Origin of the sequence: Thermosynechococcus sp. PKX95 (assembly GCF_031583295.1) — a bacterium.
Lineage (GTDB): Bacteria > Cyanobacteriota > Cyanobacteriia > Thermosynechococcales > Thermosynechococcaceae > Thermosynechococcus.
Window position 1 is genome coordinate 464,568 of the sequence record NZ_CP134171.1, and the last position, 24,178, is coordinate 488,745.

24 protein-coding genes are annotated in these 24,178 nt (G+C 54.8%); 15 read left to right on the forward strand and 9 right to left on the reverse strand.

The genetic code is table 11. The features are described from left to right. The first annotated feature begins 136 nt into the window (after positions 1-136). The gene (locus RHH81_RS02130) at positions 137-886 is read left to right on the forward strand and encodes a pseudouridine synthase (RefSeq protein ID WP_310437955.1); all 750 of its coding nucleotides are present in this window, start codon (positions 137-139) and stop codon (positions 884-886) included. On the opposite strand, the gene RHH81_RS02135 is transcribed toward RHH81_RS02130, so the two are convergent. Continuing rightward, complete coding sequence (locus RHH81_RS02135) at positions 856-3,192, reverse strand: heavy metal translocating P-type ATPase (RefSeq protein WP_310743304.1); 2,337 nt, start codon at positions 3,190-3,192, stop codon at positions 856-858. The two genes, RHH81_RS02130 and RHH81_RS02135, sit on opposite strands and share 31 nt — an antisense overlap. Positions 3,193-3,418: 226 nt before the next feature. On the opposite strand from RHH81_RS02135, the gene eno reads away from it, so the two are divergent. Both eno and rsmA read left to right on the forward strand, forming a co-directional pair. After that, complete coding sequence (gene eno, locus RHH81_RS02140; RefSeq protein WP_206200874.1) at positions 3,419-4,699, forward strand: phosphopyruvate hydratase; 1,281 nt, start codon at positions 3,419-3,421, stop codon at positions 4,697-4,699. Between the two features lie 3 nt (positions 4,700-4,702). Further along, the gene (rsmA, locus tag RHH81_RS02145; protein WP_315863398.1) at positions 4,703-5,497 is read left to right on the forward strand and encodes a 16S rRNA (adenine(1518)-N(6)/adenine(1519)-N(6))-dimethyltransferase RsmA; all 795 of its coding nucleotides are present in this window, start codon (positions 4,703-4,705) and stop codon (positions 5,495-5,497) included. Here the strand turns inward: rsmA and RHH81_RS02150 are convergent. The 3 genes from RHH81_RS02150 to pheT are packed head-to-tail and all read right to left on the reverse strand — an operon-like array spanning position 5,474 to position 9,808. After that, positions 5,474-6,262, reverse strand: coding sequence for an E3 ubiquitin ligase family protein (locus tag RHH81_RS02150; RefSeq protein ID WP_302677196.1), 789 nt, complete (start codon positions 6,260-6,262; stop codon positions 5,474-5,476). The genes rsmA and RHH81_RS02150 overlap by 24 nt on opposite strands. Before the next feature lie 60 nt (positions 6,263-6,322). Further along, positions 6,323-7,333 carry a biotin synthase BioB gene (gene bioB, locus RHH81_RS02155; RefSeq protein WP_206200876.1) on the reverse strand — a complete coding sequence of 337 codons (1,011 nt, stop codon included), beginning with the start codon at positions 7,331-7,333 and terminating at the stop codon, positions 6,323-6,325. A gap of 9 nt (positions 7,334-7,342) precedes the next feature. Continuing rightward, a complete protein-coding gene (gene pheT, locus RHH81_RS02160; RefSeq protein ID WP_310743306.1) occupies positions 7,343-9,808 on the reverse strand; it encodes a phenylalanine--tRNA ligase subunit beta in 2,466 nt (821 codons plus the stop codon). 501 nt (positions 9,809-10,309) lie between these two features. Here pheT and RHH81_RS02165 point away from each other — a divergent pair. After that, positions 10,310-10,861: a transposase gene (locus tag RHH81_RS02165; RefSeq protein ID WP_310743539.1), complete on the forward strand. Its 552-nt coding sequence runs from the start codon at positions 10,310-10,312 to the stop codon at positions 10,859-10,861. Positions 10,862-10,967: 106 nt separating this feature from the next. On the opposite strand, the gene RHH81_RS02170 is transcribed toward RHH81_RS02165, so the two are convergent. The 4 genes from RHH81_RS02170 to RHH81_RS02185 form a co-directional block, all read right to left on the reverse strand. Then, complete coding sequence (locus RHH81_RS02170; protein WP_310743307.1) at positions 10,968-11,612, reverse strand: ribonuclease HII; 645 nt, start codon at positions 11,610-11,612, stop codon at positions 10,968-10,970. Between the two features lie 2 nt (positions 11,613-11,614). Then, the gene (locus RHH81_RS02175) at positions 11,615-12,994 is read right to left on the reverse strand and encodes a UDP-glucose/GDP-mannose dehydrogenase family protein (RefSeq protein ID WP_310743308.1); all 1,380 of its coding nucleotides are present in this window, start codon (positions 12,992-12,994) and stop codon (positions 11,615-11,617) included. Between the two features lie 14 nt (positions 12,995-13,008). After that, the gene (locus tag RHH81_RS02180; RefSeq protein ID WP_149820594.1) at positions 13,009-13,965 is read right to left on the reverse strand and encodes a UDP-glucuronic acid decarboxylase family protein; all 957 of its coding nucleotides are present in this window, start codon (positions 13,963-13,965) and stop codon (positions 13,009-13,011) included. Between the two features lie 99 nt (positions 13,966-14,064). Beyond that, the gene (locus RHH81_RS02185) at positions 14,065-15,375 is read right to left on the reverse strand and encodes a dihydroorotase (RefSeq protein ID WP_310437957.1); all 1,311 of its coding nucleotides are present in this window, start codon (positions 15,373-15,375) and stop codon (positions 14,065-14,067) included. 190 nt (positions 15,376-15,565) lie between these two features. On the opposite strand from RHH81_RS02185, the gene nuoH reads away from it, so the two are divergent. The 11 genes from nuoH to RHH81_RS02240 all read left to right on the forward strand — a co-directional run bounded on the left by nuoH (position 15,566) and on the right by RHH81_RS02240 (position 23,673). After that, positions 15,566-16,684 (forward strand): NADH-quinone oxidoreductase subunit NuoH, encoded by a 1,119-nt coding sequence (gene nuoH, locus RHH81_RS02190; protein ID WP_206200881.1) that lies wholly within the window; start codon positions 15,566-15,568, stop codon positions 16,682-16,684. 29 nt (positions 16,685-16,713) lie between these two features. Continuing rightward, a complete protein-coding gene (ndhI, locus tag RHH81_RS02195) occupies positions 16,714-17,304 on the forward strand; it encodes an NAD(P)H-quinone oxidoreductase subunit I (RefSeq protein WP_310743309.1) in 591 nt (196 codons plus the stop codon). Between the two features lie 11 nt (positions 17,305-17,315). After that, complete coding sequence (locus RHH81_RS02200) at positions 17,316-17,918, forward strand: NADH-quinone oxidoreductase subunit J (protein ID WP_206200883.1); 603 nt, start codon at positions 17,316-17,318, stop codon at positions 17,916-17,918. Between the two features lie 9 nt (positions 17,919-17,927). Continuing rightward, positions 17,928-18,233, forward strand: coding sequence for an NADH-quinone oxidoreductase subunit NuoK (gene nuoK, locus RHH81_RS02205; RefSeq protein ID WP_011056517.1), 306 nt, complete (start codon positions 17,928-17,930; stop codon positions 18,231-18,233). A gap of 75 nt (positions 18,234-18,308) precedes the next feature. Beyond that, positions 18,309-19,478 (forward strand): HhoA/HhoB/HtrA family serine endopeptidase, encoded by a 1,170-nt coding sequence (locus RHH81_RS02210; protein ID WP_206200884.1) that lies wholly within the window; start codon positions 18,309-18,311, stop codon positions 19,476-19,478. 1 nt (position 19,479) lies between these two features. Continuing rightward, on the forward strand, positions 19,480-20,493 hold the full coding sequence (locus RHH81_RS02215) for a DUF3326 domain-containing protein (RefSeq protein ID WP_302678731.1): 1,014 nt from the start codon (positions 19,480-19,482) through the stop codon (positions 20,491-20,493). A 39-nt stretch (positions 20,494-20,532) separates the two neighbouring features. Further along, positions 20,533-20,808, forward strand: a complete 276-nt coding sequence (locus tag RHH81_RS02220) for a DUF2887 domain-containing protein (protein WP_310743310.1) — start codon at positions 20,533-20,535, stop codon at positions 20,806-20,808. Between the two features lie 3 nt (positions 20,809-20,811). Continuing rightward, positions 20,812-21,006 carry a hypothetical protein gene (locus RHH81_RS02225; protein ID WP_206200887.1) on the forward strand — a complete coding sequence of 65 codons (195 nt, stop codon included), beginning with the start codon at positions 20,812-20,814 and terminating at the stop codon, positions 21,004-21,006. A gap of 116 nt (positions 21,007-21,122) precedes the next feature. Continuing rightward, the gene (gene cysH / locus RHH81_RS02230) at positions 21,123-21,833 is read left to right on the forward strand and encodes a phosphoadenosine phosphosulfate reductase (protein WP_255521485.1); all 711 of its coding nucleotides are present in this window, start codon (positions 21,123-21,125) and stop codon (positions 21,831-21,833) included. A 4-nt stretch (positions 21,834-21,837) separates the two neighbouring features. Next, the gene (gene glyQ / locus RHH81_RS02235) at positions 21,838-22,725 is read left to right on the forward strand and encodes a glycine--tRNA ligase subunit alpha (protein ID WP_206200889.1); all 888 of its coding nucleotides are present in this window, start codon (positions 21,838-21,840) and stop codon (positions 22,723-22,725) included. A 24-nt stretch (positions 22,726-22,749) separates the two neighbouring features. Continuing rightward, positions 22,750-23,673, forward strand: coding sequence for a polysaccharide deacetylase family protein (locus RHH81_RS02240; RefSeq protein ID WP_206200890.1), 924 nt, complete (start codon positions 22,750-22,752; stop codon positions 23,671-23,673). Here RHH81_RS02240 and RHH81_RS02245 read toward each other — a convergent pair. Continuing rightward, positions 23,670-24,176: a hypothetical protein gene (locus RHH81_RS02245; RefSeq protein WP_206200891.1), complete on the reverse strand. Its 507-nt coding sequence runs from the start codon at positions 24,174-24,176 to the stop codon at positions 23,670-23,672. The genes RHH81_RS02240 and RHH81_RS02245 overlap by 4 nt on opposite strands. Positions 24,177-24,178 lie beyond the last annotated feature (2 nt).

Here is a 24,178-nt window from a genome sequence, read left to right on the forward strand (position 1 = left end):
GCAGATAATTAGGCAAGGATTGGACAGTTCTTTTCTACCAATTCTGCTCGGGGATTGGCAACTCTGTGGCAACGATTGGTCTATAGAGATTTCCCTCAAAAGTGCCACCACATCCTAGAAAGCAACTATACCCCCTATGACAACTGAGCGATTACAAAAAGTCCTTGCCCATTGGGGAGTGGCCTCGCGACGCCATGCAGAAATACTCATCCGCAGTGGTCAGGTCTTCGTGAATGGTCAGCGGGCAAAATTGGGGGACAAAGTGGATCCCACGCGCGATCGCATTGAATACAAAGGACAACCCCTGAACCCACCCCGCCCACCCCAACGGCTCTACCTGCTGCTCCATAAGCCCAAGGGGGTTCTCTGTACCTGTCACGATCCCCAAGGGCGCACCACCGTTTTGGATCTTTTGCCGCCTAGGTATCAGGGTGTGGCCGGTCTTCATCCTGTGGGTCGCTTAGATGCCGACTCTAGCGGTGCCCTGCTGCTCACCAATGATGGGGCGTTTACCTACTATCTCAGTCATCCCCGCCATCACATCCCCAAAACCTACCGCGTTTGGGTGCAGGGACAGCCTACGGAAGGGGTCTTGCAACACTGGCGAGAGGGCGTTCCCTTGGACGGGGTGATGACACTACCCGCAGCCGTTAAGCTCCTGCGCACCGAGGGCGATCGCTCCCTCTTGGAAATCATCCTGCACGAAGGTCGCAACCGCCAGATTCGCCGTGTGGCCGATCAGCTGGGTTATCCTGTTGTTGCCTTGCAACGGATCGCGATCGGCCCAGTTCACCTCGGCAATCTTCGCCCCAGAGCCGTTCGCCCCCTCAGCCGCCGTGAATTGGCCGCCCTTGCTTATCCAGCCAACCGCGAAGGCTCAGCCTGAGAGCCAGTCATTTTGGGTGGAATATGCTGCACCGGATGATCGGGATGGGTGGCTTCCCATTCGGCAAGAAATTCCTGTGTGTCTTTGACGGGCGGTAAGGGCAACGAGCCACCGGGACCCGCCAAGGGGCGCAATCCATTCAACTCCGCTAAGATGGCTGTGCCGTTGTTAATAACCACCGCCAAAATCGGGTCAAGGGCAAAGAAGACCCCCGACAGCAGCGCACCAATATTAGGAATGGCCACGATCGCTGTATTTTGCCAGACAATTTCCATCGCCTGCTTGGCAATCCGAATCGCAAGGGTCAATCCCCGCAAGTCATCCTCCATGAGCACCACATCGGCGGTTTCACGGGCAATATCGGTTGCCCCGGCAAAGGAAATAGAGACATCGGCATAGGCAAGAGCGGCAGAGTCATTGATACCATCGCCACAGAAAGCCACGACTTTACCGCTGTCATGGAGGGCACGCACCACCTCCACTTTCTTTTCCGGGAAGGCTTCGGCGTAGATATGCTCAGGGGCAATGCCTAAGTCTTTGGCCACCGCACGGGCAACGCGGCCAATGTCACCCGTCAGCATATGGGGAGTAATGCCTGCCCCCTTGAGTTCACGGATGACTTCAGGACTTTCATTGCGGATTGGGTCACTGTAGAGAATCACCCCAATCAAACGCCCATCCCCGGCCACATAGACAATTGACGCCCGCCCAGAATCGAGATCGGGGAAACGTTCATTGAGATCAATCAGGCAAATGTTTTCCTGCTCCATCATGCGGCGGCTGCCCACCCGCAGATCCACACCCCGCACTTTTGTGGCCACACCGAGGCCAACGCGGTATTCCCAGTCTTCACAGTCAAAGAGGGGCTGATGGGTTTCGCGAGCATGGCGGACAATGGCTTCAGCCACAGGGTGGGTGAGTCCCTGCTCGGCACTAGCGGCCATACTGAGAATGTCATCAGCACTGAAGCGCGGATCCATGACTTTAATATCCGTCACGCCAGCATGACCTTGGGTCAGGGTGCCCGTTTTATCAAAGACAATCGTGTCAATTTGCGCCAGTTTTTCAATCGCCCGACCACTGCGAATGAGAACGCCATGTTGGGCTGCATAGGTGAGCGCCGACAAAATCGTGGTAGGCACCGAGACCCGAATCCCTGTACCGAGGTCAAGGGTCAGCAGGGCGATCGCCCGATTGAGATCCCCTGAGAGTAAGCCAACACCTGTGCCAATGGCCAAGGTTGGAATGACGGCTTGGTTGGCCACCATGGCAGCATAGTTTTCAATGCGCGTGTCATGCACCGGTGCCGACTGCATTAAGTTCACAATCACACCTGCACGGGTATTGTTGCCTACTCGCTCCGCTAAGATCACCAGTTGCCCCTCGACCAGCAGCGTTGACGCAAAAACCTCCATTCCCTCGCTGCGCGTTACCGGCACCGACTCGCCCGTGAGTTTGCACTGATCAATGAGACCTGTACCCCGCAGGATGATGCCGTCAACGGGAATTTGATCCCCTGGATAGACAACTACGCGATCGCCCTCGACAAGGTCTTTCACTTCAACTTCAACCTCAACGCCGTCCCGTTCCACAAAGGCGGTTTTGCCGAGGCAATCCAGCAAATCAAGGTTCGCCCGCTCCGATCCCCGTGCCGTGAGGTCGCGGATCACTTCCCCCCCCTCAATCAGACCCAGCATAAAGGAGGGGGCAAAATAGTGCCCTTGCATGGTGTGGAGGGAAATGGCCAAGCCATCGAGGAAGTCAATCGTTAACTGTTTCTCCTCTTGAATCGCTTCCCATGCTCGCCGAAACACCGGCATTGCCCCGGCAATCACCACACTGGCAATCACATAGCCGGGAATCGGTACCCCCATCAGGGAGGCCACACTCAACCCCAAGCCCAGAGCCGGTAAGCCCAAGCGTTCCCAATAGTTAATTTCGTGAGCTTCCGCCGCAGGGGTGGCCTTCTCAGTACTTAGGGCGGGAAGATCTGGATTGGCCGCCACTTGAATCGACTCAAAAATTTGCCCTTGAATCGTTGCTAGGGCTTCCCCAAAGAGCTTGGGATTATATTCCACCACAAGGGAGCGGGCAGGGGGGTTAATGCGTGCCGTTGTCACCGCGGGTAAACTGCCCACAATGTAGAGCAGCCGTGCCCCATATTCAGCATCAAAGCCCAAGCGCGGAATGCGAATCCGAAAGCGACCCCTAATCCAATGCACAACTTGATAGTGAACGGTCTCTGTGGTGATAGAGTGGGTGGGTACTTCAGACTGCGGGGAACGACTTCGGGCAATAGTGGTCATAATGGATTCCTACGAATGGTCGGGCAAGTGAAGCTGGCTAAAAGTCTTAGTAATCGTTTTCCCCCAATTGTGGATGATAGACACCAAAATTGAGTCAAATTAAACCAGTCTCAGACAAGAAAGGCAATGCAATACAGGACACTTTATAGCTTAGGTCATCCTTAAGCCATTTCAGTTTTATCGGGCATCTATCGTACAATCTAGCTGCATATTGAGGAACAAGCAGATGATGGATACGGCGATCGCAACGATTCGTGCCCGCGAAATTCTCGACTCGCGGGGGCGCCCCACGGTAGAAGCAGAAGTTGAACTGGATTGTGGCATTGTTGGACTGGCGCAGGTTCCTAGTGGTGCCTCAACGGGGAGTTTTGAAGCCCATGAACTGCGGGACGGCGATCCCAAGCGCTATGGTGGCAAAGGTGTCCTCACAGCGGTGGAAAACATTGAAACCACGATTCTCAGTGCCCTTGTGGATCTCAACGCCCTTGATCAGACAGTGATTGACCAGTGCCTCTTGGAACTGGATGGCAGTGAGAACAAATCCAACCTTGGCGCCAATGCCATTCTTGCGGTTTCCCTTGCCACGGCCAAAGCAGCCGCAGAATATCTCGGTCAACCCCTCTACCGCTATTTGGGGGGGCCTCTGGCCAATGTCCTCCCCGTGCCGATGATGAATGTGATCAACGGGGGTGCCCATGCCGCCAACAACATTGACTTTCAGGAATTCATGATCATGCCCATTGGTGCCCCTAGTTTTCGGGAGGGACTGCGCTGGGGGGCAGAGGTTTTTGCCGCTCTGAGTAAAGTGCTAGCTGATAAGGGGTTACTGACCGGGGTGGGGGATGAAGGGGGCTTTGCGCCTAACCTCGACTCCAACCAAGCGGCCTTGGATATTTTACTTCAGGCGATTGAAACCGCAGGTTACACCCCCGGCACTGACGTTGCCCTTGCCCTCGATGTCGCCGCCAATGAATTTTATGAAGACGGCAAATATGTGTTTGATAATGCCAGCCGCACTGGCTCTGAGTTAATTCGCTACTATGAAGAATTGGTGAGCAACTATCCCATTGTCTCGATTGAGGACGGCTTGCAGGAGGAGGACTGGGATCACTGGGCACTCTTGACCGAAACCCTTGGCAGTCGTATTCAACTCGTGGGGGATGACTTGTTTGTCACCAATCCCAAACGCTTACAACGGGGGATTGACAATGGCGTGGCCAATGCCATCTTGATTAAACTCAATCAGATTGGTTCCTTGACAGAAACGCTGCAAACCATTGATCTGGCGACTCGCAAGGGCTACCGCTCGGTGATTAGCCACCGCTCTGGCGAAACCGAAGATACCACGATTGCGGATTTGGCTGTAGCTACCCGTGCGGGTCAAATTAAAACCGGTTCCCTCTGCCGCAGTGAACGGGTTGCCAAGTACAATCGCCTGTTACGCATTGAAGCGGAACTAGGGGATCAGGCAGTCTATGCGCCCACGGTGGGCTTGGGGCCGCGCTAGGTGATTCGTGCCCGCAAACGGTTTGGCCAGCATTGGCTGCGTAGTGAATCGGTTTTAGCTCAGATCATTGCAGCGGCTGAACTGCACGCGGGCGATCGCATCCTAGAAATTGGTCCCGGTTGGGGTGCCCTCACTCGCCCTCTTCTAGCCAGTGGTGCTGAGGTGGTGGCCGTTGAACTGGATCGGAATCTGTGCAGTAAGTTGCGGCAGCGGTTCAGCGGGGATCGATTTCAGTTGATTGAGGGGGATATTCTCAAGGTTGATTTAGCCCCCTTGAACTGCCACAAAGTGGTGGCCAATATCCCCTACAACATCACAGGGCCGTTACTGGGGCATCTGCTTGGCAGTATTGCCCGACCGCGTCGCCCGGCCTTTGAGCGGTTGATTCTACTGGTGCAAAAAGAAATTGGCGATCGCCTGATGGCCACCCCCGGTAGCAAGGCCTACGGTGCCCTCTCCGTACGGATGCAATTTCTGGCCACCTGTGAGCCGGTCTGTGCAGTGCCCCCCCGCGCCTTTCAGCCGCCGCCTAAGGTGGATTCTGTGGTGATCTGTCTGCGACCCCACGCGACACTGCCAAGGGTGCGATCGCCCCAATGGTTAGAAACGTTGCTGAAACAGGGGTTTGCCACTCGCCGTAAGATGCTGGCCAATGCCCTCAAGTCCCTTGTCGAACCCGATCAAGTGCGCCAAGCGCTGCTTCAGTTGGGGCGAGATGTCAATAGCCGCGCCGAAGCCCTTAGCTTGGAAGACTGGCTAGCCCTCAGTGAACTCCTACAGCAGCCCCACCAAGATTAACAAAATCCCCAACCCACCACAGGCGGCAGCGCCAATGGTTGAATAGAGCACGGCATTACTGGTGTCTTGACTCAGGCTGTCTTCTGATTTCAGGGAGACAAAGAACTTTTGTCCCTTGACGGTGGGACGTTCAATGCGTAGCGTGCCCGTTTGATCACTGGCGGTGCCCACGACCAACACCTGCCGATCCACTGGCGTGATCCATTCCTGATAGCGATAACCAATGGTATTGCCACTGCCAAAGGTGAGGCTGCCCACGTTTACTTGGAAGCTGCCAAAGCCAAAGCGGGCAGTGTTATTGGCGGGTCGAAATTCATCGAGGACTTGGACTGTTTCCATATCAGCCCCCCGCGGATCCACTTCAATCTCGCCGTAGCGATCGCGCACGCGGAAGGGAATGGTTTGGCTATTGCTGCTAATCGTGTCGGAGCGGCGTTCAGTGCGCCAGCGGGTGCGGCCTTCGCTATCGGTTTCGCGCACCTGTTCTTCATACTCGCGGCTGACACACATGCGGTAATGGACGCAGGGCACCTGCTTTAACTCCGAGATCAGGGGCTGATCGACAACAATCTGACCAGAGACCTTCACATATTCCCGTAGGTTGCCACCGCCAATTTCCTGCGCCACCTGCTGTTGGAGCTGATGGAGATCCGCCGTGGTGGATGGCGTGGCTAGCTTAAGACTACGCAGCTTCAGGCGATAGTGGCGCTGTACAAAAAAGAGGGCAATCGCCGCAATTAGCAAAAGGCCACCAAAAATGCCCATCGGAGACTCCGCAACAGTAGCGCCGCCAATCCCTAGTTTAGCGATGGGTAGCCCATTATGTTATGGGGCGATCGCCCGCCCTTCGGGGTCTTCAAGGACAAAGCCAGCATCGGCAATCATTTGCCAGTCTTGGTGGGGGGCTTGGCCGGGGGTCGTTAGATAATCGCCGACAAAAATGGAGTTGGCAGCATAGAGGCCAAGGGGTTGCAGCGATCGCAGGTGTACTTCACGGCCACCGGCAATGCGAATCTCCTGACGCGGCAATAATAGGCGAAACAGCACCAAGATGCGTAAACAGTGGCGCGGATTGAGGTTGTGCTGTGTCCCAAGGGGTGTCCCCGGAATGGGAATCAGAAAATTCACTGGTACACTGGTCACCTGACGCTGCCGCAGGGAAAGGGCAAGATCAATGACATCGTCATCGGATTCCCCCATACCCAAAATGCCGCCAGAGCAAGTTGTAATTCCAGCGGCTTGGATATTGGCCAAGGTCTGGTCGCGATCGCTAAAGGTGTGAGTGGTGCAAATTTCGCCGTGGAAGTTTTCCGAGGTATTTAGGTTGTGATTGACGCGATCGACGCCTGCTGCCGCTAGCCGTGCCGTTTGCTCAGCGGTGAGTAAGCCCAAGCAGGCACAGATTTTCAGGGGATAGCGCTCCTTAACTGCCCGAATAGCAGCAAGTACCTGCTCAAAGACCTTCTCATTGGGCGATCGCCCGGAAATGACCATGCAAAAGGTACCAGCCTTGAGTTGGGCAGCGCGATCGGCCGCAGCAAGAATTTTTTCCTGCGAGAGCAGGGGATACTTTTCAATCTCAGCCGTGGAGATTTTTGATTGTGAGCAGTAGTGGCAATCCTCTGGACAGAGACCACTTTGGGCATTGAGCAGATAGTGCAGCCGTACCCGATTCCCCCAGTAGTGGTAGCGCACCCGATAGGCCGCCGCCAGTTGATTCAGGAGTTCAGTATCCGCGGCTTGTAACACCGCCCGCGCTTGATCGCGGCTGAGGCATTCATCGGCAAGGGCTAAATCGGCAAGGTGCTGCCAATCGGTCGTCAATACTGTGTTCATGGTTTTTTCTTAGCTACGGAGGGTCACGGCGTATTTTTCCACAAGGCTGTCGCGAATGCGCTGATGTAATTCATTCACCTCGGCCTCGGTGAGGGTGCGATCGCTGGCGCGGTAGGTGAGGCGAAAGGCCAAACTGCGCTGCCCTTCGGGAACACCAGTGCCACTGTACTCATCAAAAACCTCGACACTCTCAAGGAGGGAGTCGCGCCCGCCTGCAGCTTTCCAAATGGTGCGGCTGAGTTCTGCCACAGTGAGATCCGCCGGCGCAAAAAAGGCGAGGTCGCGATCGCTGGCGGGATAAGTTGAAAAGGGCTGAAAGATAATCTGGCGATAGCGTTCCTCAAGGCGGCTCAGGAGTACCTCCAGATCCAGTTCAAAGACATACACCGCCGCCGGCAGGTCGAGGGTCGCCGCATACTGCGGGTGTAACTGGCCAAAAATACCGAGCCGTTCTCCATTCAAACAAAGGGCCGCCGTCCGCCCCGGATGCAAGCGTTCGTCTTGGCGATCGCTCTGATATTCCACATGCAAACCAAACCGCTGAAAGACACTCTCGAGAATCCCCTTGGCTTCATACCATGTGAGGGGTTGGGCTTGCTGTGAGCGGCGTACCCATTTCCCCTGCCACGGATCGCCACCGATGATGCCCCCAAGGCGATCGCTTTCCCAGAGACCCTCTTCATCTTGACCAAAAACACGGCCAATTTCAAAACCATTGAGGGGCGGATTCCCCTGTTCTTGGTTGTAGCGGAAGGCTTGGACGAGACCCGTAATTAGATCCGTACGCAGCGAGGAAAACTCCGCCACTAGCGGATTCACGACGGTCACTTGGTTGGGCTGACCACCTTTTACCCAAGAATAGTGCATCAATTCCGTCAGACCCGCCCCGCGAAAGGCCGCCCGTAGCTCCCGCAGTAGGGTGAGTTCCAGCGGTAGTGCTCCCAATTCCGATTGAGCGGGCAAGGTTTCCTCAAAGCGGTCGTAACCGTAGAGCCGCGCAATCTCCTCAATGAGATCCACCTCTCGCTCAATATCCCGGAAGCGGTAAGGGGGCACCGTCACCGACCACACCACTAACTCGTCCTCAAAGGTTTCTTGACGGCTGAGGTGAAAGCCAAGGCGGCTGAGTAGCTCTTCAACGGTCTCTGCGTCCAAATAGGCGACTTCCTCGCTCTCCGCTTCGTCAGCAACCACGGCCCCCAAGAGCCGGTGCACTTGTTCCAGCCGCAGGGTGAGGGTACGTTCGAGGGGCGGACGCTGATCCGCTAGTGTAGTGTAGGTCACTGTCCCTTGAGCCACTTCAGTCAATAGGGCGATCGCTTCAGCGGTGGCCGCCTCTAGTTCTGCGGGGTTCACCCCCCGTTCATAGCGAGCCGAAGCTTCCGTGCGTAATCCTTGGGCGCGAGCCGATCGCCGAATCACTGGACTGGCAAAGAGTGCCGCCTCAAGGAAGACATTCTGCGTACCCTCGTAAACTTCAGTCTCTTCGCCCCCTATTACTCCGGCAAGGGCAACGGGCACATCCCCGGCGGTAATCAGGAGATTGTCGGCACTCAGCACCCGCTGCTCACCATCGAGGGTTTTCAGGGTTTCCCCGGCCTTGGCAAAACGCACGCCGACACTCACTGGGGTTTGGGTAGCAACCCCTTGCAACCGATCCCAATCAAAGGCATGGAGGGGCTGACCCCACTTCAGCAGGATGTAGTTGGTGATATCCACCACATTATTGATGGCACGCAAACCGGCAGCCTCTAAGCGTTGCTGGAGCCAATGGGGCGAAGGGGCAATCTGGACATTGGTGATCAGTGTGCCACAGTAGGCAGGGCAGGCTTGGGAGTCGGCGATCGCCAGCTGTACAGGCACCTTAGCACGAGACTTTTTGGGGGCGATCGCCTTTGGGGCGGGTAGCGTCAGGGGAGCACCAGTAAGTGCGGCCACTTCACGGGCAATGCCTACCATACTCAGGGCATCCGCACGGTTGGCAGTTGAGGTCAGGTGCAAAATCACATCATCCAAGCCGAGGAGAGGACGTACATCTTCCCCGACGGTTACTGCATCAGCGAATGTGTGAATGCCCTCAGACGCTTTGGTTAGCCCCAACTCAGCAAGGGAGCAAATCATCCCCTCAGATTTCACGCCCCGCAGTTTTGCCGGTCGAATTTTCAGATCAATTTTGGCCAGATATGCCCCCGGTAGTGCCACAAGTACATACAAGCCTGCGGCGGCATTGGGTGCCCCACAGACAATCGTGCGGGGTTCCCCTTGACCCACATCCACTTGGCAGACCCGTAATTTTTGGGCATTGGGATGGGGTTCACAGGCCAAAATATGACCCACCACAACCCCTTCCGCCCATGTGCGCCGATCTTCAATTTCTTCGACTTCAAACCCCGCCATCGTCAGGCGATCGGCCAAAGTCATCACATCGAGATCAACAGCCACTAATTCCCGTAGCCAGCGAAGGGAAACCCGCATGGAATCCTCAACAAAACGTCATACTTTGCCATTCTTCTTCAGCCTACCAAAATTCGCCGCAGTGCTCCGCCTATACCGCAAAGCGGTTAGGTGGTAGTGAGGTGATAGGCGACCATAGGGAGCAGTCACTCAATCTCAGCTTCTTGCTGGACATATTGAGCTAGCACCGAACATCGGGCGCGACTAATAGCTATAGTCCACTCATGCTCACCCTGACGTACGAGTACAGGCTAAAACTAACCCAGCAGCAGGCTAAGCAGATCGACTACGATCTAGACGTGTGTCGCCAAGTTTGAAATGATGCGCTGAGGGAGCGCAAAGACTGGATTGCTTCGCGCAAATGTCCAGTCAATGCCTGCTCTGTGCCTAGCGAGTACATCATCCCAGCGGATGCCCCCTACCCCAGCTTCAACGTGCAGTGTCAACGATTCACCCAAGCAAAGCAGACCAACCCTGATTTAGCGTCGGTTAACGCCCAAGCATCAGCAAGTCTTGAAGCGGGTGGTTGGCCTCGATGTTGGCCTAGAATACTTTCTCTCCACCTCGGACGGACTTCAACTAGCACGGCCTAGGTTTTTCGTAGAGATGCAACGCAAGCTTCAATTGCTGCAACGCAGACTGAAGCGGAAACAGATTGGGTCAGCCAACTGGAAGAAGATTCAACGCAAGGTGGCGAAGCTGCATGAACAGATTGCCCGCACCCGCAGGGACTGTCACTTCAAGGTTGCCCACCAACTTTGCGACGGGGCTGATGTGATTGTGGTGGAGGATTTGAATCTGATTGGCCTCAGTCGTGGGACGCTGGGCAAGCACATGCTGGATGCGGGTCATGGGCCATTCCTGAACTCGGTGTTGCCTTGGGTGGCCTGCAAGCGTGGCAAGGTGGTTGTCAAGGAGAAAGCAGCGGGCACCTCTCAAGAGTGTCCCAACTGTGGCGAAGCAGTCCGCAAAACGCTATCAATCCGTTGGCATGAGTGCCCCTGTGGCTGTTCAATGCCTAGGGATATTGCCGCTGCGGAATCGATTGATAGGCGGTGGGGCGTACCGTCTTGAAAATGCCCTTGGAGAGGTTTTGGCGGGGATGACTTTCGGGTCATCTAGTCAAGACTCTGTGAACGGGGAATCTCCTGCTATACGCCTAGCGTTAGCGGGATGAGCGTCAATCTCCTGTGATGGCATTACACAAGTGTAAGTCGGTATGAAGCAAGGATTTCAAGAACGATCGCCGATGCCAAGGGGTCAGGCCGTACTGATCAAGGGCTTGACGGTGTTGGGGGGTGCCGTAGCCCACATTGCGTTCCCAGCCATACTGGGGATAACGCCGAGCTAAGCGTGCCATGAAGCGATCGCGCCGTACCTTGGCAATAATCGAGGCACAGGCAATACTATAGCTGTGGCGATCGCCCCCGATAATGGCCGTTACCTTTTCAAAGGGCGCTGTTTTTGTTAATTTGCCGTCAATCAGGGCATGATCCCAAGGGGTAACCCGCGCTAGGGCACGCGCCATGGCTCGATAGGTGGCTTGCAGGATATTCACCTGATCAATTTCCGCCACACTGGCACTACCAATGCCAATGGCGATCGCTTGGTTATAAATCTGCCCAAAGAGGCGCGATCGCTGGCGGGCACTCAACTGTTTGGAGTCGCGCACCTCTGGAAGAGGCACACAGTCTACTGGTAAAATTACGGCTGCTGCCACCACTGGCCCCGCCAAACAACCCCGACCCACCTCATCCACACCGACCACGCGACAATAGCCCTGTTGCCAGTAGGCCTGCTCATAGATCAGGCTGGGCGGTTCCATGCTTAATGGCCAATCCCCACATAGCGGAAGCCGAGTGACTCTAGCCCCTTGCGATCCAAGAAGTTGCGGCCATCAATGATCACGGGTTGGTGCATCACCTTGGCCAGTTCCCCATAATCCACCTCTTGGAACTGTGGCCAGTCGGTCACCAGCACCAAAGCATCACAGCCATCGGCGAGGTGTAGCAAATCCGTTTCCACAATCACATGGGAGAGACCCGATCGCAGACCCGACTGGGACACGAGGGGGTCATAGGCCTTGACCTTGGCACCCAAGCGATACAGTTCCTCGATCAAATTCAGGGCAGGGGCATCCCGCAGATCATCGGTGTTGGGCTTAAACGTTAACCCCAAAAGGCCAATGGTTTTACCTTTGAGGATTTTTAGCACCTGTTGTAGTTTTTCAATGACAATAAAGCGTTGCCGCTGGTTGACTTGAACGGCTGCTTTGAGCAACTGGGCATCGTAGCCGTAGTCTTCCGCCGTGTGGATGAGCGCCGAAACATCCTTGGGAAAACAGGAACCACCCCAGCCCAAGCCCGCTTGCAGAAATTTCTCGCCAATGCGGGAATCTAGGCCAATCCCCTTGGCCACTTGAACCACATCCGCCCCCACGCGATCGCAAATATTGGCAATTTCGTTGATAAAGCTGATTTTAGTGGCCAAAAAAGCATTGGCAGCGTACTTAATCATTTCCGCCGAACTGAGATCCGTCACCAACACCGGCACGGGGGGCAAGGTGGGATCAGCCGCATACTTACGTTCAATGATCGGCGCATAGAGTTCCTGCATGATTTGAATCGCTTTGCGGCTACTACTACCCAAGACAATGCGATCGGGATTAAACGTGTCATAGACCGCTGAACCTTCCCGCAGAAATTCAGGGTTGCTGACCACATCAAAATCCAACGGCGGATGGGTCGCCCCCCCTTTAATGGCATCCGCTAGATCCGGTTCGCGCTCCACCACACCATCGAGAATAATCATTCGCACCCAGTCTCCTGAGCCAATCGGCACTGTGGATTTGTTGACAATGACTTTGTACCCCAAATGCAAATGGGCACCAATACCGCGGGCAACCGCTTCCACATAGCGGGTATCGGTTTCACCATTGGGTAAGGCGGGTGTACCGACGGCGATAAAGAGCACGTCACCAAACTCCACCCCAGCGCCAAGATCACTACTGAAGCGAATGTGGTCACTGGCAATGCACCCACGGAGTAACTCCGTCAGACCGGGTTCATAAATGGGGGATTCCCCCTGTTGCAGCAGCTTAACTTTATCAATGTTGTTGTCAATGCAAATCACCTCATGGCCGATATGTGCCAAGCACACTCCCGTCACCAAGCCCACATAACCGGTGCCAATCACACATACCCGCATTCCCTGTGGCCTCCCTAAACTTCCACCATCATAGGCGTATAGGGCACGCCTAGTCGCTCGGCAAAGTCAGGAATTGTGCGCTGTAATCCCTCGAGGAGGGGGACGGTCGGTTGCCAGCCCAACACCGTGCGAGCAAGGGTAATGTCAGGACGACGGCGCTGGGGGTCATCACTGGGCAGGGGCTTAAACTGAATTTCCACCCCCGGATTAATCAGGGCTTGGATTTTTTGGGCTAGCTCCAGCACGGTGTATTCATCAGGGTTGCCCAGATTCACAGGGCCAATGTGATCGCTATTCATCAGCCGAATTAACCCTTCCACCAAGTCGCTGACATAGCAAAAACTGCGGGTTTGGGAGCCGTCGCCATAAACGGTGAGGGGAATGCCCTGCAAGGCTTGAACAATAAAATTGCTGACTACGCGGCCATCGTTGACTTGCATTTTGGGGCCATAGGTATTAAAAATCCGTGCCACCCGCACATCCACATTGTTTTGGCGGTGGTAGTCAAAGGTGAGGGTCTCTGCCACCCGCTTGCCTTCGTCGTAACAGGAGCGGATACCAATGGGGTTGACATTCCCCCAGTAGGACTCAGATTGGGGATGCACCAGCGGGTCACCATAGACTTCTGAGGTGGAAGCAAGGAGAAACCGTGCCTTTACACGTTTGGCCAACCCCAGCATGTGGAGGGTGCCCATGACATTGGTTTTAATCGTTTTGACGGGGTTGTACTGGTAGTGAACTGGCGAGGCGGGGCAAGCCAAGTGATAGATTTGATCCACCTCAAGGCGAATCGGATCGGTGACATCATGGCGGATCAGTTCAAAATTGGGGTGACCCATCCAGCGCAGAATGTTGCGCTTTGTACCAGTGAAGTAGTTATCTAAGCAAATGACCTCATGACCCGCTTCCATCAGCCGATCAACTAGATGGGAACCAATAAACCCAGCACCGCCAGTAACCAGAATACGCATTGTGTTGCCTAAATAGAGTTACGCTATTCCTTTGCCTCAGATTAGCACGAGTTCATAGGAACCCAGTAATGTCTCATTCCAGTTCGCGATCGCTCCCCGTTAGCTGCCAAATTGAAGGGGGCGGCCACGCACGTCGGTATTCACCCGCCCTTGGCTAAAAACAATCTCACCATTGACAAAGGTGTAAACTGGCCACCCCGTCAATGACCAGCCCTCAAAGGGACTCCAGCCGCACTTGGTGAGCAGTTCCCCGCGGCGCACTGGGCGATAGGTCTGCAAATCCACGAGCACCAGATCCGCATCGTAACCGGGGGCAATTTTGCCTTTATTGGGAATGTCGTAGGACGCAGCAACGGCAGTGGACATCCAACGCACCACTTGGGGCACCGTACAGCGACCGGCCATTGCTTGGGTCAACATCAGGGGCAAAGAGGTTTCCACCCCCGGCATACCCGAAGGGCTTTGGGGATAGGGCTGCGCCTTTTCCTCTAGGGTGTGGGGAGCATGATCGGTGGCAATAAAGTCAATCACCCCATCCAATAGTCCCTGCCAGAGTTTTTCATTATCTCCTGCGGTGCGTAGGGGCGGGTTCATTTGGGCAAGGGAGCCAATGTTGGCATAGGCCTCTGTGGTCAGCAATAGGTGCTGGGGGGTAACTTCCACCGTTATCCAAGGAAGCTTGTGCTCGCGCAGAAAGTCCACTTCAATTCCTGTAGACAGATGGAGAATGTGCAGGCGGCGTTCGTATTTACGGGAGAGCTTCACTGCTAACTGGGTGGCGTTGAGGGCAGCAATCTCGTCTTGAATTTGCGAGTGTACGGCCACATCGCTAATGCCAGCAAATTGTTCGCGACGGGCACGGATTCGCCCTTGATCTTCGGCATGGACAGCAATGAGGCGTTTGCCCTCACTAAAGATACGGTCTAAAATTGGCTCCTCATCCACCAAAAGGGGGCCGTGCATTGACCCCATGAAAATCTTGATGCCACAGACGGGCTGGACGCTGTTGAGGACGGCAAGATTCTCCTTAGTGGCGCCAATGAAAAAGCCATAATTAACAACACATTTGGCAGCAGCACGGGCGAGTTTATCGTCGAGGCTGGCCTGATCAATGGTCAGTGGCCGAGTATTGGGCATTTCCAAAAAGCTGGTGACCCCCCCCTTGGCACAGGCACAACTGGCAGTAAATAGATCCTCTTTGTGCTCTAAGCCCGGTTCACGAAAATGGACTTGGGGGTCGATCACACCGGGCAGGAGAGTGAGACCAGTCGCATCAATAACCGTATCCTCTGGGTGGATGGTGACAGTTTCTGCGACTTCGGTGATGCGATCGCCCTCAAGGCGTACCTGTTGTTGTCGCAGTTCTCCCTCTGGGGTACAAATCACCGCATTTTGGATTGCGATCGCCACCCTGTTCTCCTGCAAAATTGGCTCTCTCCCTTGATCCTACTGGCATCTGAGACCCAAAGACACGAGGTGTAAACTATAAACATCTGTAATACTTGTGGTGATAAAAATTTGCCCCAGATCTATCTTCGTAACGGAAATAAAACCCTTATACTGTAGAGCGTGTCTGTAGGTGGGGCGCGATCGAATCGCTATGGAATCTGGTATTGACTTACAGGGGCAGTTTATTCGTGCATTGGAATCCCTTGGCCTCTCCCATGATCTGGCCAAGTTGCTATGGTTACCCCTGCCAATGTTAATGATGCTCATTGTGGCCACCGTGGGCGTACTGGTGGCCGTTTGGCTAGAACGGAAAATTTCTGCCGCTGTGCAACAGCGTATTGGCCCGGAATACATTGGTCCATTGGGGATTTTGGCACCCTTAGCCGACGGCCTAAAACTGATTTTTAAGGAAGATGTTCTCCCCGCGAATACCGATCGCTGGCTGTTTACCCTTGGGCCGGCGGTGGTCGTGATTCCTGTCTTTTTGTCCTATATTATTGTCCCCTTTGGCCAAAACCTACTGATCTCCAACTTGGCGATGGGGGTCTTTCTCTGGATTGCCCTCTCCAGTATTGCGCCCATTGGCCTGCTGATGTCGGGCTATGCCTCCAACAACAAATACTCCCTACTGGGGGGACTGCGGGCAGCGGCACAATCCATTAGCTATGAAATTCCCCTTGCCTTGGCGGTGTTGGCAGTGGCCATGATGTCCAATGGCTTGGGTACGGTGGAAATTGTCGAGCAGCAGTCGGAGTATGGCATCCTCACTTGGAATGTCTGGCGGCAGCCCATCGGCTTTTTGATCTTTTGGATTGCAGCTCTGGCAGAGTGTGAGCGCCTCCCCTTTGATTTGCCGGAAGCCGAGGAAGAACTCGTGGCTGGTTACCAAACAGAGTACGCTGGCATGAAGTTTGCCCTCTTTTACCTCGGTGCCTACGTTAATCTTGTGCTTTCGGCACTCTTGGTCAGTGTTCTTTACTTTGGGGGTTGGAGCTTTCCCATTCCCCTAGAAACCATTGCTAATCTTCTTGGGGTGAGTGAGAGCAATCCCTTTTTGCAGATTGCCTTTGCGGTGCTGGGCATCACGATGACCCTGATTAAGGCCTACTTCTTTGTCTTTTTGGCGATTCTGCTGCGCTGGACTGTGCCCCGTGTGCGCATTGACCAACTCCTAGACCTTGGTTGGAAATTCCTATTACCCGTGGGTCTAGTGAACTTGCTGCTGACCGCTGGCTTGAAGCTCGCCTTTCCCGTAGCCTTTGGCGGTTAAGAAACTCCCCATTTCCATGAGGTGACACCATGAAATTCCTCCATCAGATTACCAACTATGCCAAAGAGGCAGTGCAGTCCGCTAAGTACATTGGTCAAGGCCTCTCCGTGACCTTTGATCACATGCGGCGGCGGCCGGTGACGGTGCAATATCCCTACGAAAAACTCATTCCTTCGGAACGGTTTCGGGGACGGATTCACTTTGAGTTTGACAAGTGCATTGCCTGTGAAGTGTGCGTGCGCGTCTGCCCGATTAACCTGCCGGTGGTGGATTGGGTCTTCAACAAAGAGATCAAGAAGAAAGAACTGAAACACTACAGCATTGACTTTGGTGTGTGCATCTTCTGTGCCAACTGTGTGGAATACTGCCCCACCAATTGCCTTTCAGTAACAGAGGAGTACGAACTGGCCACCTACGATCGCCATGAGCTGAACTACGACAGTGTGGCAATGGGACGCATTCCCTATAAAGTGACCCAAGATCCGATGGTGACCCCGATCCGCGAGTTTGCCTACCTGCCGGTGGGGGTAATGTCTGGTCATGATTTGCCTGCGGGTACCCAACGGGCGGGAGAGCGTCCAGAGGCGATCGCCAACACTGCTGAATCATCTGAGAACTAGGAGTTGTTGCTGTGGACTTAGCCACCCTGACCCAAACGATTACCTTCTTTGCCCTTGCCGCTGCAGTGATTGTTGCTGCCCTTGGCGTTGTGCTCCTGAACAATGTTGTCTATTCTGCCTTCTTGCTGGGGGGCGTGTTCCTGAGCATCTCTGGGCTGTATATCCTCATGAATGCTGACTTTGTCTCAGCGGCGCAAATTCTCATCTATGTCGGCGCAGTGAACGTTCTCATCCTCTTTGCCATCATGCTCGTCAATAAGCGTGAGGCCTATACCCCAGTGCCGGGGCGTTGGCTGCGTCAGGGGGGTGCCGCAGTAGTCTCCCTTGGCGTCTTTGCCCTGCTGACAAAAATGATTTTGCAAACTCCTTGGCAGCTCAGTTCCCTGCCGCCCACGACTGACAGTATCACAACCATTGGCCAGCACTTTTTTAGTGACTTTCTTCTGCCCTTTGAGTTGGCCTCGGTCTTGCTGTTAATGGCCTTGATTGGGGCAGTGGTGCTTGCACGGCGCGAACTGGTCTTGGAACCTGAACCCATCTTAGGGGAAGAGGTGGTACCCCCCTTGGAGTTGCCGGAACGTCCCCGTGAACCTGTAGCCTTGTCTGAAAAATAGGGGAAGACGATGCAGTTAACCTATGTTTTGATCTTGGCAGCACTGCTGTTTTGTATTGGCATCTATGGCCTTGTCACCAGTCGCAATGCTGTGCGTGTGCTCATGTCCATTGAGTTGCTTTTGAATGCTGTCAACCTCAACTTGATTGGGTTTGCCAACTATCTGGATGGCCAGCAAATCAAAGGGCAAGTCTTTGCCGTGTTTGTGATTACGGTAGCAGCCGCCGAAGCAGCCGTGGGTTTAGCCATTATTTTGGCCATCTATCGCAACCGTGACACTGTTGACATGGAGAAATTCAACCTCCTGAAGTGGTAGACTAGAAGTCGGAACTTGCTTGCCTCAATTGCCGTCTACTTTCAAGAACCAGTGTCAGCAAAAGGGCAATCACCTATGACAGTGCGTCTTGGTAAATCGGTCACTTATCTGTCGTTAATGGCATTGGGGGCAGCCGCTGCAATGTTTGCCACCCACCTAATGCCAGCGTCATCGCCCTTGGTGACCCCCAGCTTGGCGCAGTTACCGGCACCGCTACCAGCGGGAAATGACATTAACTTTATTGCCCGTGCTGTTGAGCAAGTCGGCCCGGCGGTGGTGCGGATTGATGCTTCCCGTACGGTGCAGACCCGTGTGCCCGCCATCTTTAATGACCCTTTCTTTCAGGAATTTTTTGGGCCAATGATGCCCCCCCGCAGCCGCGAGGAGCGGGGTCTTGGGTCTGGCTTTATCATTAGCAGTGATGGCTTGATCCTCACCAATGCCCATGTGGTGGATGGTGCTAACCGGGTGCGAGTAACCCTCAAGGATGGCCGCACGTTTGAGGGGCAGGTTTTGGGTCAAGACCGTCTGACGGATGTGGCCGTAGTCAAGGTGAATGCCAACAATTTACCGGTGGTGCGCCTTGGCAATTCTGATCATTTACGTCCCGGTGAGTGGGCGATCGCCATCGGCAATCCCTTGGGTCTCGATAATACGGTGACTGCGGGCATCATTAGTGCGACGGGACGTTCCAGCGGTGATATTGGCGTGCCCGATAAGCGGGTGGGCTTCATTCAAACCGATGCGGCCATTAACCCTGGCAACTCTGGTGGCCCCCTGTTGAATCAACGGGGAGAAGTCATTGGCATGAATACCGCGATTATTGGTGGTGCCCAGGGCTTGGGATTTGCCATTCCCATCAACACGGCTCAACGAATTGCCAACCAACTGATTGCCAACGGTCGCGTCGATCACCCCTTCTTGGGTATTCGCATGGCCAATCTCACCCCTGAGGTGCAGCAACGTCTCAACGCTAATCCCAATAGTCCCGTCCGCGTCCAAGAAAGTTCGGGGGTTTTGATTTTTCAAGTCCTGCCTAACTCGCCAGCCGCCCGCGCGGGTCTGCAACCCGGCGATGTGATCCGTCGTATCAATGGCCAAAACATCACCAAAGCGGATCAAGTGCAGCAAATGGTGGAAAGCACAGGCATTGGTCGCACCATGGAACTGGAAGTGCGCCGTAGGGGTCAAACGGTGACCGTGGCCGTGCAGCCGGCTCCCCTCCCTACCCAGGCTAGTCGCTGACGTGCTGACGGCCGTTCTGATCATTCCAACGGGCATTGGGGCTGCCATTGGTGGCTATGCGGGTGATGCGATTCCAGTTGTTCGTGCTTTGGCGCAGGTGTGCGATCGCCTGATTACCCATCCTAACGTTCTCAATGGGGCGATGCTCTATTGGCCACTGCCCAATGTTTGGTATGTGGAAGGCTATGCCCTTGATGAATTTGCGGTTGGCCGTTGGGGATTGCTGCCACCGCGTCCAAATCGCATTGGCCTGTTACTGGATGCAGCGATTGAAGCGGATCTCCAACTGCGCCATCGTCAAGCAGCGGCGGCCTGTTCTGCCACCTTGGGTCTAATGATGACTGAACCTGTGATTACAGATGAACCCTTGGGCGTGCAGTTGCAAACCGCTGCCTCGGGGGCAACCTGGGGGACTCTGGCGAACCCCGCTAGTTTATTGCGGGCGGCAGAAAAGCTGATTCAAGTGGCTCAGGCAGAGGCGATCGCAATTGTGACCCGCTTTCCGGATGATCCGGGCACAGACGCATTGCACCACTATCGCAGTGGCCAAGGTGTCGATCCCCTCGCCGGGGCAGAAGCGGTGATTAGTCATTTGGTTGTCCAGCACTTTCAGCTTCCGGCAGCCCATGCCCCCGCCCTGCAACCATTGCCCCTAGAGGAGACTGTGCACCCCCGTGCCCTTGCCGAAGAAATTGGTTATACCTTTTTGCCGTCCGTGTTGGTGGGGTTGAGTCGTGCTCCCCGCTATAGCCCGACTGCCCCGCAGGCGCTGTGGCGACAGGAGGTGAATGCGGTGATTGTACCCGCCACTGCCCTTGGTGGACGGGGAATTCTGGCCTTGGCTCAACAGGGCGTCCCCATCCTAACGGTGACTAACAATACCACAACCCTCAATGTTACAGCTGTCGATTTGGGGATAGAGACAATCCCTTGCCAGTCCTATGCCGAGGCCATTGGCGTGTTGAGTGCGATGAAGGCGGGCGTGTCTTGGCAAACGGTTACACTGGCAACCTGAAAAAATTTTTGCTTCTATCCCCATCGTCAAGTGGAACAGGTGTCCTTTGAACCCTATGAGGTGTTGGTGAATAGTCATCACCTGCATCGGGTCTATCTGAATGAATTGGAGTCACTTGAGACATTGCCATTGAGCCTAGCGCTGATGCAACTCACTGTGTTACCCGAAGCAAAAATGCCGACAGCAGCACGGTTGTTGGCAGAGCGAACTCGCACAGAGGCAGTGCCAAGGCCAAAAGTCATAATAGAGTTATATGGCTATTCCAATCACTGGAACGGTGGTCGGGGTGCCCCTGCTGGACAAGTGATGCTCTGAAATGTGGAAACGCGGCAAGTGGTGGGCACATGGCCTGCACGGCTGGAAAATCGCTACTATTGGGTCGTGCAACCCGAAATTGTGGTAGCGCCGGGGCGGTATGCAGTGTTGACCTCCAGCCCGCAAACGTGGTCTTATAATGCGACTTCCAAAAATGCTGGCATGACTTGGATTGAAGGGTACCCAATGCCTCGCTAGTGTCAAAGTTGGAGAAATTGTTGGCAGGGGGGCGATCGCGAGTCGCAGGGCGGGGCTTTAGACCCAATTCTTTGGTAAGCTAAAGAATGCTTTCTAAAACCGTGCTAAAACCTCCTATGGCTGCATCCGTAAGCTTTGACCTCGATGCCCTGAACCAACGCTTTGAGGGGGCACATCCCCGTGAAATTCTAGCGTGGGCAGTGGCTGAAATTCCCCAAGGGCTGGTGCAGACCAGTGCCTTTAATGTCGATGACATGATGATTACAGATTTGCTCTACCGTGATCTACGCCCCAATCCGCCGGTGCCTGTTCTCTTTTTGGATACGCTGCATCACTTTCCAGAAACCCTTGAATTTGTGCAGCAGGCCAAGGAAAAATATGGTCTGGATTTGCGCACCTACAAAACCCCCGATGTGGACAGTCGTGAGGCCTTTGCTGCTCGCTATGGCGACAAGCTTTGGGAAACCAATGTTGAGCAGTTTCACCATCTCACTAAAATTGAACCACTGCAACGGGGCTTAGCAGAACTCAATACGGTGGCTTGGATTACGGGACGGCGTCGCGATCAGGCGGTTACCCGCGCCAATATGCCCTACGTGGAACTGGACAAGCAGGGTCGTCTGAAAATTAATCCCCTCGCTGCTTGGACACGCAAACAAACATGGGCCTACGTGATGGAGCACGGAGTAATTTACAATCCCCTCCACGATCGCGGCTATGCCAGCATTGGCGATGAACCCCTCACTACCCCTGTAGCCGAAGGGGAAGACGAACGGGCAGGTCGCTGGCGTGGCATGGGCAAAACCGAGTGCGGCATCCACATCTAAGCCCATGTACTTTCAGGACGTTATTGCCACACTGCACCAGTTTTGGGCGGCTCAGGGATGCCTGATTGCCCAGCCCTATGACGTGGAAAAGGGCGCCGGTACCAAAAGCCCCCATACCTTTTTGCGTGCCCTCGGCCCTGAGCCTTGGGCAGTGGCCTATGTCGAACCCTGTCGCCGACCCGGAGATGGCCGCTATGGCGAGAATCCCAACCGCTATCAGTACTACTACCAGTACCAAGTGCTGATTAAGCCGTCCCCTGAGAATATCCAAGAGATCTATTTGGAGTCGCTACGCGCCCTTGGCATTCGCCCCCAAGAGCATGACATTCGCTTTGTTGAAGACAACTGGGAGGATGCGGCCGTTGGCGCGTGGGGTGTGGGCTGGGAGGTCTGGCTCGATGGTATGGAGGTGACGCAGTTTACCTATTTCCAGCAGTGTGGTGGCTTAGATTGTCGGCCGGTCTCCATTGAGATTACCTATGGCTTGGAACGGTTGACCATGTACCTCCAGGAGGTGGATGCGATCGCCAGTATCCGCTGGAACCCCACGCTCACCTATGGCGATGTCCATTTGCAAGGGGAAATTGAACAGTCCACCTACAACTTCGAGGCCTCAGATCCGGAACGATTGTTCACCCTTTTTAGTCTCTACCAGCAGGAGGCGGAGCAGCTTCTGGAAAAGCAGTTGGTACTACCCAGCTTGGATTATGTGCTCAAGTGTTCCCACACCTTTAACCTGCTGGATGCCCGTGGTGTGATTTCGGTGGCAGAGCGCACGCGCTACATTGGTCGCATTCGGGGCTTGGCACGGCGCGTCGCCCAAACCTATGTGCAACAACGGGAAGCCCTAGGATTTCCACTGCTGAAGGAGCCAACGCCGATCGCCCCCTAAGTCACCATCGCTCAAGGAGTATCCATGGGACGGCAGTGGTACCTGTCGGTGGTCTTGGCCTTGTTTGCAGCATCGGCAACGCTAGCAGCGGATGTGCCACGCTTTCTCAGTCCTAGCAAGTTTTGGGGGCAGTTGGTCTCTCAAGTCAAACCCTTGAAGCCCGAAAAAGTGGTGGCGCTGACCTTTGATGATGGCCCTTGGGGAACCTCAACCCGCCAAGTGCTGCAAATTCTCAAGGAGGAGGAGGTCAAAGCCACATTTTTTGTGATTGGTAAGCACGCCCTCATGTACCCCGATATCATTGCTGACATTGTCAAAGCCGGTCATGCCGTTGGCAACCATAGTTGGAGTCATCCCTATCAGCCCGTTGGTCCTGAAGTCGCCAAGCAAGAAATTGAAAACACCTCTGCGCTCATTGCCAAGCAAAGCCAAGCGCAAACGCGCCTGTTTCGGCCACCGGGGGGCAATCTGACCACGGGGCTAGTGGATTATGCCAAGTCGAAAAACTACGCCATCATCCTGTGGTCGGTGGATACCCACGACACCCGCCCCAACACCACAGCAGCGGACATTGTTGAGCGCACCCTCAAGGAAGTGAAACCGGGTAGTATTATTTTGCTCCACGATGGCGGCGGCGATCGCGCCACTACCCGCAAAGCTCTCCCCACGCTGATTCGTCGCCTGCGGCAAAAAGGTTATCGCTTTGTCACTGTGCCGGAACTGCTGCAACTGGCAGTTAAAGCCCCCACGCCGAAGCCTGAACCAACACCAACACCTCCGCCTCCACCGACAATCACACCAACACCCACCCCTGAGCCAACTGCCACCCCGAAACCCAGTCCAAGCCCAGTTCCCACCCCAGAAAGCCTGCCCAGTCCTGAGCCGATACCGACCCCTCCCGTCCCCAGTGAACCGCAATTGGAGCCGCCACGCATGCCCCCTAACTAAGGCTCTAGGGGAAATTCACTAATCTGTGGCGTCGAGGTACCATTGAGGGTTTCCCCCAGTTGATGGAGGGGTTCATAGACCGGTTCTAAACTGGCTTGGGTGTGGGCGATCGCCCGCAGGAGTTCAGCCGTGAGATATTCCAAGGGATGGGGAGGGGGCGGTTGGCGGCGGCGGTATTTGGGAGTGGGCACAAACTCACTGGCTACGGCCTGAAGCTGGTAGGCCAATGCTTTCACCTTGGCAAGGTAGGTCAGGGTTTCCTCAAGGTGCTGGGTAATTTGCTGGTGTTGGGCTTGCAGTTGTTGCCACTGTTCGGGGGCGATCGCACCCGCTGCTGGTTTGAGATCGAGGGGAGTCAAATCCTGAAACAGTGCTTCTATGTCTGGGGTTTCACTACTCACGAGTCCCTCCAACAAGGCCGCATCAAATAACTCCCCGAGCACTTCGGGAGAGACGGCTGCCCACTCACTGGGGGAAGAAAATGCAGGGTCAGGCGCTGTCATGG

What these genes read in the sequence shown, in the direction of transcription:
- RHH81_RS02240 (WP_206200890.1), top strand. Translation starts at nt 22,750, where the DNA reads ATGGGACGGCAGTGGTACCTGTCGGTGGTCTTGGCCTTGTTTGCAGCA.
- glyQ (WP_206200889.1), top strand. Translation starts at nt 21,838, where the DNA reads ATGTACTTTCAGGACGTTATTGCCACACTGCACCAGTTTTGGGCGGCT.
- RHH81_RS02245 (WP_206200891.1), bottom strand. Translation starts at nt 24,176, where the DNA reads ATGACAGCGCCTGACCCTGCATTTTCTTCCCCCAGTGAGTGGGCAGCC.
- RHH81_RS02175 (WP_310743308.1), bottom strand. Translation starts at nt 12,994, where the DNA reads ATGCGGGTATGTGTGATTGGCACCGGTTATGTGGGCTTGGTGACGGGA.
- nuoH (WP_206200881.1), top strand. Translation starts at nt 15,566, where the DNA reads ATGGAATCTGGTATTGACTTACAGGGGCAGTTTATTCGTGCATTGGAA.
- pheT (WP_310743306.1), bottom strand. Translation starts at nt 9,808, where the DNA reads ATGCGGGTTTCCCTTCGCTGGCTACGGGAATTAGTGGCTGTTGATCTC.
- RHH81_RS02150 (WP_302677196.1), bottom strand. Translation starts at nt 6,262, where the DNA reads ATGGGCATTTTTGGTGGCCTTTTGCTAATTGCGGCGATTGCCCTCTTT.
- RHH81_RS02170 (WP_310743307.1), bottom strand. Translation starts at nt 11,612, where the DNA reads ATGGAACCGCCCAGCCTGATCTATGAGCAGGCCTACTGGCAACAGGGC.
- eno (WP_206200874.1), top strand. Translation starts at nt 3,419, where the DNA reads ATGATGGATACGGCGATCGCAACGATTCGTGCCCGCGAAATTCTCGAC.
- cysH (WP_255521485.1), top strand. Translation starts at nt 21,123, where the DNA reads ATGGCTGCATCCGTAAGCTTTGACCTCGATGCCCTGAACCAACGCTTT.
- RHH81_RS02135 (WP_310743304.1), bottom strand. Translation starts at nt 3,192, where the DNA reads ATGACCACTATTGCCCGAAGTCGTTCCCCGCAGTCTGAAGTACCCACC.
- nuoK (WP_011056517.1), top strand. Translation starts at nt 17,928, where the DNA reads ATGCAGTTAACCTATGTTTTGATCTTGGCAGCACTGCTGTTTTGTATT.
- RHH81_RS02180 (WP_149820594.1), bottom strand. Translation starts at nt 13,965, where the DNA reads ATGCGTATTCTGGTTACTGGCGGTGCTGGGTTTATTGGTTCCCATCTA.
- ndhI (WP_310743309.1), top strand. Translation starts at nt 16,714, where the DNA reads ATGAAATTCCTCCATCAGATTACCAACTATGCCAAAGAGGCAGTGCAG.
- RHH81_RS02130 (WP_310437955.1), top strand. Translation starts at nt 137, where the DNA reads ATGACAACTGAGCGATTACAAAAAGTCCTTGCCCATTGGGGAGTGGCC.
- RHH81_RS02210 (WP_206200884.1), top strand. Translation starts at nt 18,309, where the DNA reads ATGACAGTGCGTCTTGGTAAATCGGTCACTTATCTGTCGTTAATGGCA.
- bioB (WP_206200876.1), bottom strand. Translation starts at nt 7,333, where the DNA reads ATGAACACAGTATTGACGACCGATTGGCAGCACCTTGCCGATTTAGCC.